General features: G+C 65.3%; 9 protein-coding genes. 7 read left to right on the plus strand and 2 right to left on the minus strand.

Features of this window, described 5'->3' with window-relative positions:
- The 7 genes from QQL28_RS45185 to QQL28_RS45215 form a co-directional block, all read left to right on the plus strand.
- The coding region (locus QQL28_RS45185; protein WP_431309736.1) for a chromosome segregation SMC family protein at positions 1 to 1295 on the plus strand (1295 nt) is incomplete at its 5' end.
- Between the two features lie 111 nt (positions 1296 to 1406).
- On the plus strand, positions 1407 to 2384 hold the full coding sequence (locus QQL28_RS45190) for a small ribosomal subunit Rsm22 family protein (RefSeq protein WP_284276317.1): 978 nt from the start codon (positions 1407 to 1409) through the stop codon (positions 2382 to 2384).
- Between the two features lie 146 nt (positions 2385 to 2530).
- A complete protein-coding gene (locus QQL28_RS45195) occupies positions 2531 to 3091 on the plus strand; it encodes a LemA family protein (RefSeq protein ID WP_284276318.1) in 561 nt (186 codons plus the stop codon).
- 32 nt (positions 3092 to 3123) lie between these two features.
- On the plus strand, positions 3124 to 4332 hold the full coding sequence (locus QQL28_RS45200) for a M48 family metallopeptidase (RefSeq protein ID WP_284276319.1): 1209 nt from the start codon (positions 3124 to 3126) through the stop codon (positions 4330 to 4332).
- A 328-nt stretch (positions 4333 to 4660) separates the two neighbouring features.
- Positions 4661 to 5413, plus strand: coding sequence for a P-loop NTPase family protein (locus QQL28_RS45205; RefSeq protein ID WP_284276320.1), 753 nt, complete (start codon positions 4661 to 4663; stop codon positions 5411 to 5413).
- A 60-nt stretch (positions 5414 to 5473) separates the two neighbouring features.
- Positions 5474 to 6142 (plus strand): hypothetical protein, encoded by a 669-nt coding sequence (locus QQL28_RS45210; RefSeq protein ID WP_284276321.1) that lies wholly within the window; start codon positions 5474 to 5476, stop codon positions 6140 to 6142.
- 83 nt (positions 6143 to 6225) lie between these two features.
- Entirely contained in the window at positions 6226 to 6558 is a 333-nt protein-coding gene (locus QQL28_RS45215; RefSeq protein ID WP_284276323.1) for a GIY-YIG nuclease family protein, read from the plus strand.
- A gap of 18 nt (positions 6559 to 6576) precedes the next feature.
- Here the strand turns inward: QQL28_RS45215 and QQL28_RS45220 are convergent, their stop codons facing one another.
- Both QQL28_RS45220 and QQL28_RS45225 read right to left on the minus strand, forming a co-directional pair.
- Positions 6577 to 7116 (minus strand): adenine phosphoribosyltransferase, encoded by a 540-nt coding sequence (locus tag QQL28_RS45220; protein WP_284276325.1) that lies wholly within the window; start codon positions 7114 to 7116, stop codon positions 6577 to 6579.
- 111 nt (positions 7117 to 7227) lie between these two features.
- Positions 7228 to 8012, minus strand: a 785-nt coding sequence (locus tag QQL28_RS45225) for a glutamine amidotransferase-related protein (protein WP_284276327.1), incomplete at its 5' end; no start/stop codon positions are given.

Below are 8012 nucleotides of genomic sequence, written 5' to 3' on the forward strand. Positions count from 1 at the left end.
CCGAGGCCGCGCATGAGTATGCAGCGGCCGCGATCTCCGAGCTGTCGTCGAGCGAAGACACCGAGGTCCGGCTCGCCGCCGTGCGCAGCGACATCGAGGGCCATCGCCGCATGGCCGCCCAGGTCCGCGCCGAGGCGCAGGCCCTCGCCCGCGAGGCCGAGCTCGCCGACCGCCGCGTGCAGGCGATCCTCGCCGAGCGCACCGAATGGCAGAACCGGAAGCAGAGCGCGACCTCCCACATCGACACCATCCAGGCCCGCATCACCGAGGTCTCGATCGAACGTAGCGATCTCGAGAATGCGCCCGCGGTGTTTGCCGAGAAGCGCAGCGCGCTGATCAACGAGATCGAATACGCCGAGAACGATCGCCGCGTCGCCGCCGACGCGCTCGCTGAGGCCGAAACGGCCATGGCAGAGACCGATCGCGTGGCGAAGTTGACGCTCGAAGCGCTGTCGAGCTCCCGCGAGGCGACCGCGCGCGCCGAGGAGCGCATGGAAGGCGCGCGGCGCCGGCTCGAAGACATCGAGCGCGAAATCCGCGACATGCTCGAGGTCGAGCCGCAGGCGGTCGCGGGCCTCGCCGAGATCGAGCCCGGCGCCGAGCTGCCGCCGCTGCACGAGATCGAGGAAGATCTGGAAAAGCTGCGCCGCGACCGCGAGCGTCTCGGTGCGGTGAACCTGCGCGCCGAGGAAGAGCTGCGCGAGGTCGAGGCGCAGCACACGGGCCTCACCACCGAGCGCGACGACCTCGTCGAAGCGATCAAGCGGCTGCGCCAGGGCATCCAGAGCCTCAACAAGGAGGCCCGCGAGCGGCTGTTGACCTCGTTCGAGGTCGTCAACAACCACTTCAAGCGGCTGTTCGTCGAGCTGTTCGGCGGCGGCGAGGCGGCGCTGCACCTGATCGAGAGCGACGATCCGCTGGAAGCCGGTCTCGAGATCATCGCAAAACCCCCGGGCAAGAAGCCGCAGACGCTGTCGCTGCTCTCGGGCGGCGAGCAGGCGCTGACCGCCATGGCGCTGATCTTCGCGGTGTTCCTCACCAACCCGTCGCCGATCTGCGTGCTGGACGAAGTCGACGCGCCGCTCGACGACCACAACGTCGAACGGTACTGCAACCTGCTGCACGAGATGACCGCCTCGACCGACACGCGCTTCATCATCATCACGCACAACCCGATCACCATGGCGCGGATGAACCGGCTGTTCGGCGTCACCATGGCCGAGCGCGGCGTCTCGCAGCTCGTGTCGGTGAGCCTGGCAGAGGCCGTGGACATTCTCGACCAGAACGTGGCGTGACGATTTCTGCGTCATTCCGGGGCTCGCGAAGCGAGAACCCGGAATCTCGCGCTATAACCTCTGGATTCCGGGTTCGCGCTACGCGCGCCCCGGAATGACGTGAGGTTGTCAATGATACCTCCGACCCTTCCCGCCGAACTGAAGGCCGCTCTCGACGCGAAGCTGCAAGGCTTCTCCCGCACCGACGCTGCACAGCGATCGCAGAAAATCTCGAGCACCTATCGCGCTGGCGGCGGCTCCGGCGCCATCAGGTCAGAAGCCGATGCGCTGGCCTATGCGCTCGCGCGCATGCCCGCGACCTATGCCGCCGTTGCGGCCAGCCTGAATGCGCTGACCGCGATCGCGCCGGAGCTTGCCCCGGAAAGCCTGCTCGATGTCGGCGCGGGGCCGGGCACCGCGAGCTGGGCGGCGGCGGAAGCCTTCTCTTCGCTGCAATCCTTCACCCTGCTCGATGCCAACCGCACCTTGAGCAGCCTGGCGCTGGAGCTTGCGCGTGACAGCACGCGACTGGCCGACTGCCGCTATTTGCCGGGCGACGCCGCGGCGAACCTCGCGGAGGCTGCGTCCGCCGATCTCGTCGTCGCGAGCTACGTGATCGGAGAGCTGGGTGAGCACGACCAGCGCGCGCTCGCAGACATGATGTGGGCTAAGGCGCGCCACGCGCTCCTCGTGATCGAGCCCGGCACGCCGGCTGGCTATTCGCGCATCCTTGCGCTGCGTCAGCAGTTGATTGCATCGGGCGCGCATGTCGCCGCGCCCTGCCCGCACGACTACCCCTGCCCGCTCGTCGCGCCCGACTGGTGTCATTTCGCCCAGCGCCTGCCGCGCTCGCAGGCGCACCGGCAGATCAAGGGGGCCGAGGTCCCCTTCGAGGACGAGAAGTTCATCTATGTGGCGCTGACCCGCACGCCCATCGCCGCGCGCTTTTCGCGCGTGCTGGCAGAGCCTGATATCGGCAAGGTCGAGATCACCGCAAAACTCTGTACCGAAGAGGGCGTCCAACTCACGAAAGTGCCGCGCCGGGACAAGGCGGCCTATGCGAGCGCCCGCCGCTGGCGCTGGGGCGATGCCGTCATGGCCGAAAGTTAACCTCGTTCGGCGCTTTTCCCTTGAACTGGAATGGGCCCGCGCCCGACCAAGGCTTACCTGCCTTTTGCCCGCCTTGGGCGCCGGCCTGCCGCGCGGCGTCATTTTGGTTTACGCTATCCGCCTTCTTCCCCCTTCAGGAGTTCTCCATGTCGACCGGCTGGATCGTTCTCGGCGTCATCGTCGTCCTCGTGCTGTTCGCCTTCGGCGCCTACAACCGCCTGGTGGCGCTGAGCCAGCGCGTCAGCCAGGCCTTTGCCGATATCGACGTGCAGCTCAAGCAGCGGCATGACCTGATCCCGAACCTGGTCGAGACCGTGAAAGGCTACGCCGCGCATGAGCGCGGCACGCTCGACGACGTCATCAAGGCGCGCAATTCGGCGATGTCGGCGCAGGGACCGGCGCAAGTGTCCGCGGCCGAGAACCAGCTCTCCGGCGCGCTCGGCCGGCTGATCGCACTGTCGGAGGCCTATCCCGACCTCAAGGCCAACGCCAACTTCCAGCAGCTTGCGAGCGAGCTCTCCGATCTCGAAAACAAGATCGCGGCGAGCCGCCGTTTCTTCAACAACGCGGTCCAGGAATACAACACCGGCATCCAGCAGATGCCCGCCGCCTTGTTCGCCGGAATGTTCGGCTTCACGCGCAAGGAGTTCTTCGATCTCGGCGCGAGCCGCACCGAGGTCGAGGCGGCGCCACAGGTCAAGTTCTGATCTGAAACGATTGACCGGCAGGACGGCGCGCCATGGCCGCGTATGGTCTCTACACGCATATCGCCTCGAACAAGTTTCGTTCGATGGTGCTGCTCGCGGGGCTGTTCCTGCTGATCTACGTGCTGGTCTATGCCGGCGCGCTGGTCGCCGAAGTCGTCATCAACGGCAATCAGTCCGTCGCCTATTACCTGAGCAGTGCCTTCTCCGACCTGATCAAGGCCTCGCCCTTCGCGACCGTCGGCGCGATCGCCTGGATCGTGATCGCCTATTTCTTCCACCAGTCGATGATCGACGCCGTCACCGGCGGCCACGACGTGACGAGGCAGGAAGAGCCGCGGCTCTACAATCTGCTCGAAAATCTCTGCATCTCGCGCGGCATCACCATGCCGAAGCTGAAGATCATGGAGAGCCCGGCGCTGAACGCGTTCGCGACCGGCCTCAACCCGCGGCAATACGCGATCACCGTCACCACGGGTCTGATGAAAGCGCTGAACGACCAGGAGATCGAGGCGGTGCTGGGCCACGAGCTCACCCACATCAGGAACGGCGACGTGCAGCTGATGGTGGTTGCCGTGATTATCGCCGGTGTGGTCGGCTTCTTCGGCGAGTTGTTCTTCCGCATGTTCACCAGCTTCAGCTGGAGTTCCGGCTCCGGCGGCTCGTGGTCGTCGGGTTCGTCCTCCTCGTCGCGATCGTCCTCGTCCAGCGACAGCAAGAGCTCCGGCGGCGGCGCGGTGGTGGTCATCATCATTGCGGTGGTGCTGATCGTGGTGGCCTGGCTGGTGTCGCAGGTGGTCAAGCTCGCGCTGTCGCGCTCGCGCGAATTCCTGGCCGATGCCGGCTCGGTCGAGCTCACCAAGAATCCCGACGCGATGATCTCGGCACTGCGCAAGATCGACGGCCGCGGCGAGCTGCCGGGCGCGACCTCCGCCGTGATGGAGCTCTGCGTCGACAATCCCCGCGAGGGCTTCGCCGACCTGTTTGCGACCCACCCCTCCGTGGACTCGCGGATCAAGGCGCTGGTCGATTTTGCCGGCGGCCATGACCCGGGCCCGCTGCCGCCGCCGTCGGACGAAGCCGAAGAATCGGGCACGCAGGCGGAACGGCGCGACACCCCGCCGGCGCTGCCCACCGGCCCCTGGAACGATTCCGGCACGCAGGCCGATGCGCCGAAGGGCACCGCGCCCGACCGCTCCGGAACCCCCGTCGGCAATCCAATGGGGCCCTGGGGTCGTCATTAAGCGCGTATTGCCACAAATCCGTTGCCTCCTCCACGATCGTGTCATTCCCCGCGAAAGCGGGGAATCCTGCATCCCACTAACTTCTCTGGAATACGGGATCGCCCGCCCCAGTGCGCAATTTCGCACAAGGCGGGCGATGACAGCGGAGAATGCGTGGCGGATTTCACGCCGATTGGGAAAAACCGCGGGAATTGCCGCAACGAGGCCGCGAGGAATTGAATTCTCCCTTGTTTCTGCCATGTTCGCGCCCAACAGCAGACTCGGGACATCGATTTGGGGCCCGGCCGATTGCGCGTCGCGATCGGGGGCGCGCGTTTAGGGGACGTCAATGGCAAAGCCGGCAGTGGTTGTGGTGGGCGCGGACAAGGGCGGGGTCGGCAAGACCACGGTATCGCGCACCTTGCTCGATTATTTTTCCGCCAACAACGTGCCGACCCGCGCGTTCGACACGGAATCCCCGCGCGGAACCCTGAAGCGCTTTCACCCTGAAATCACCGAGATCGTCGATATGACGACGACGGCCGATCAGATGAAGATCTTCGACACGCTCAACGCGGTGAGCCCGTCGGTGACCGTGATCGACGTCCGCGCCGGCCTGCTCTCGCCGGCGCTCGCCTCGCTGCGCGACATCGGCTTCCTCGACGCCGCCAAGGCCGGCCAGATCACCTTCGCCGTGTTCCACATCCTGGGGCCGTCGATCGCCTCGCTGGAGGAGATCGCCGAGACCGCAGGCTTCATGACCGGCGCAAAATATTTCCTGGTGAAGAACTTCATCAACGACACACAGTTCTTCCAGTGGGACCAGGCGACCTACAATTCCTACTTCCACCGCATCAAGGACGCGACCGAGCTGACCATTCCGAAGCTCAACGAAATGGCCTATGAGCAGGTCGAGGTCTCGTCCGTTCCGTTCCTGAAATTCGTCGCCAACAAGGGCATCCACGACGAGGCCGCGAACTACTCCTTCGTGCTGCGCGGCTATGTCCGGCACTGGCTGGCGAACGTCTGGAGCGAGTATGACCGCATCCGGCTGACCGACATCGTCGGATCCAAGCCCGCTGCCCGCAGCAGCGAAAAATAGTTGCAGGCAAGCAGCAGATGCGGCTGGATTGGGCGCCGAACCCGCCTGATATAGCTGCTAATGGCCGCCACGCCCGTCTACATCATCTGCTCACCCCGACCGCAGGTCGGCAAGACGCTGCTCGCGCGCCTGCTGACCGAGTTCCTGCTGCTCAAGAACGGTGATGTCGCGGCCTTCGACGTCAATCTGAAGGAGCCGTCGCTGCTCGACTATCTGCCGAAGGTCACCGAGACGGCCGACGTCATCGATACCTACGGCAAGATGCAGCTCATGGACCGCGTCATCGTCGATGACGGCCTGAGCAAGGTGATCGATCTCGGCTTCCACGCCTTCGACGAGTTCTTCAAGATGACCGACGAGATCGGCCTGTTGAAGGAAGCCGCCCGCCGCCATGTGGCGCCGATGATCCTGTTCGTCGCCGACACCGACCGCGTCTCGGGCCGCGCCTACGAGACGCTGCGCGCGCAGATCCCGCGGATCAATCTAATCACCGTGGACAACGAATATGTCGTCCGCGGCGAGCTGCCGCCCGCAATGGCCGGAGGCCGGCTGTTCCGCCTGCCGGCGCTGCCGGGCTTCCTGAAGACCTATATCGACCGGCTGAGCTTCTCCTTCACCGGCTATCTGCGCCAGGAGAAGGATTCGTCGACCGAGCTGCACCAATGGATCCGGCGGAATTACCTTGCCTTCCGGGAGGTCGAGCTGAGCCTGATCCTGCAACGGTCCTGATTTATTTTATCCGGGTAATATTGACCGGCCGCCCGGCGGCTTGTATCAGCTCGCGCGACACCCTTCCCCGCGAGACCAAGCCCATGAGCATCGACCGAAAGGCCGCGATCGCCGCCTACAAGGAGCGCAAGACCGCCGTCGGCATCTACGTCATCAGCTGCGCGGCGACAGGCGAAGCCTGGGTCGGCCAGGCGCTCGATCTGGAGAAGGTCAAGAACCGCATCTGGTTCACGCTGCGCCAGGGCGGACACCCCTGCCGCACGCTTCAGGCAGCCTGGAACGCGCATGGAGCGGCAAACCTGAGCTTCGCCGAATGCGAGCGGCTGGACGAGGAAGAGATGAGCTATGTCCGCGATGCGCTTCTGAAGGAGCGCATGCTGCATTGGCTGTCGGAGCTGAAGGCCGAAGCGATCTGAGCGCGGCGTGACGCCCCCTCAATGCCCTTCGAACGTCATCAGCGTGCGCACCGGCACGTCCATGGCGCGCAGCTTGGCGGCGCCGCCGAGCTCGGGCAGGTCAATGATGAAGCAGGCCGCCATCACATTGGCGCCGATCTGCCTGAGCAGCTTCACCGCGCCCTCTGCTGTGCCGCCGGTGGCAATGAGGTCGTCGACCAGGATGACGCGCTCGCCGGGCGCGACCGCGTCGACATGCATCTCCATCTCGTCGATGCCGTACTCCAGCGAATAGGCGATGCGCACCGTGGTGTGCGGCAGCTTGCCCTTCTTGCGGATCGGCACGAAGCCGGCCGAGAGCTGATGCGCCACCGCGCCGCCGAGGATGAAGCCGCGCGCCTCCATGCCGGCGACCTTGTCGATCTTGTTGCCGGCCCAGGGATGCACGAGCTCGTCGACCGCGCGGCGGAAGGCGCGCGCATCCGCAAGCAGGGTCGTGATGTCGCGGAACATGATCCCGGGCTTTGGATAGTCCGGGATGGTGCGAACGCTCGCCTTCAGATCGTGGTCAAAGGTCATGGTCATCTCGCTCTGGCTTTTCCACCGTCATTGCGAGCGAAGCGAAGCAATCCAGATCTTCTCCGCGGCAGCAGTCTGGATTGCTTCGCTCCTCGCAATGACGGCCCTTACTCAATTTGCCCCAGCATCCAGCCGGAACGCGTTTTCCACAATTCGTAAACCCACCTCGCCGCCGAGCGACATCAGCGACTCCGGGTGGAACTGCACGCCGGCGACGGGCAGCGTCTTGTGCTCGAGCGCCATGGCGACGCCGTCCTCGGTGCTCGCCGTCACCGATAGAACGTCCGGCATGCTGTCGCGTTCAACATACAGCGAATGATAGCGGCCGATCACGATCTCGTTCGGCAGGTTGCGCATCAGGCGTCCGCCCCGCACCTGCACCCGCGACGGCCGGCCGTGGGCGGGATGCGTCAGTTGCCCGAGCTCGCCGCCAAAATATTCACCGATCGCCTGCAGGCCGAGGCAGACACCGAACACCGGCAGCTTCCTCTGAAGCGCCGCGTCGATGGTCTTCTTGATCCCGAAATCTTCGGGCCTCCCCGGTCCGGGCGACAGCACCAGCAAATCCCAATTCTTCTGCTTGAGCATGTCGAGCGCATGCACATAGCGGACCACGGTGACGCTGGCGCCGACTTGGCGGAAATAGTCGGCGAGCATGTGCACGAAACTGTCGTCGTGGTCGATCAGCAGCACCCGCTTGCCCGAGCCGGTCGCATCGGGCGCGAAGGTCGACAGCGGCTTTGGCGGATCGCCGCGCAGCGCCTGGAACAGCGCCGCCGCCTTGACCTGGCATTCGCGGTCTTCCGCGGCCGGATCGGAGTCGAACAGGCAGGTCGCGCCGACGCGCACTTCTGCAAGCCCATCCTTCATGCGGATGGTGCGGATGGTCAGGCCGG

It is taken from the genome of Bradyrhizobium iriomotense (assembly GCF_030160715.1).
GTDB classification, from domain to species: domain Bacteria; phylum Pseudomonadota; class Alphaproteobacteria; order Rhizobiales; family Xanthobacteraceae; genus Bradyrhizobium; species Bradyrhizobium iriomotense.